Origin of the sequence: Mycobacterium lehmannii (assembly GCF_001499925.1) — a bacterium.
Taxonomy (GTDB): Bacteria; Actinomycetota; Actinomycetes; order Mycobacteriales; family Mycobacteriaceae; genus Mycobacterium; species Mycobacterium lehmannii.
The window spans coordinates 1-631 of the sequence record NZ_LQIR01000065.1; the positions used below are offsets into that span (position 1 = coordinate 1).

Here is a 631-nt window from a genome sequence, read left to right on the forward strand (position 1 = left end):
TGACGCGTCTGCCCCGGCCGCTCGATGGCCGGACGTTGCGCCCGACCGTTGCCGGGACGTTTGTGGGCCTGGCCCGCTGGCTGGTTCGTGCGCCTCGGTAAGTAGGGCCCCAGCCAGCGGTGCCAGGTTGTGTCGGTCGAGCCGATGGCTGCGCCGGTTGCGCCTGTGGCAACGCTCCGGCCGTCTCGCCGACACGGTTCGGGTGAGCGGAGCCGGTGTGCAAGTTCCTCAACCCACACCAGCCCCGCCCACGTTCGGGTGGTGCAGCGCCCAGGCCTTGGCTGGCGTCCCGGTCCAAGCGGGTGGCCCGGCGCTGCACCAGGTTGGCGGTGTCGCAGTGTGGCACCCTGAGTCGCCCACTACTTCGAATCCACACTGCGACACCACGTCTCGGTTACGGTGCGTCGGCCACGCGCACTGCCACCACCGCATCGGGCTGGGGGAACGCGAACGCTACACGCAGCGTTACCCGCACGGCCGTGCGGTCGGAGCTGAAGTACGGGGAGCTGTCCACCGCCAGCTCGGCGTCCTTACGGACCACCACGAACGCTGACGCCTTCGGGATGCCCCACACGACATCGGTTGGCGCATCGGGACTTACGAGCAGCGGCACACCACCCACGACGCGTCG

1 pseudogene is annotated in these 631 nt (G+C 69.7%); it reads right to left on the reverse strand.

Going from position 1 to position 631, the window contains the following annotated elements:
• Positions 1 to 394 precede the first annotated feature (394 nt).
• Positions 395 to 631 (reverse strand): annotated as a pseudogene (locus AU192_RS21900) (phage major capsid protein); the annotation flags it as partial.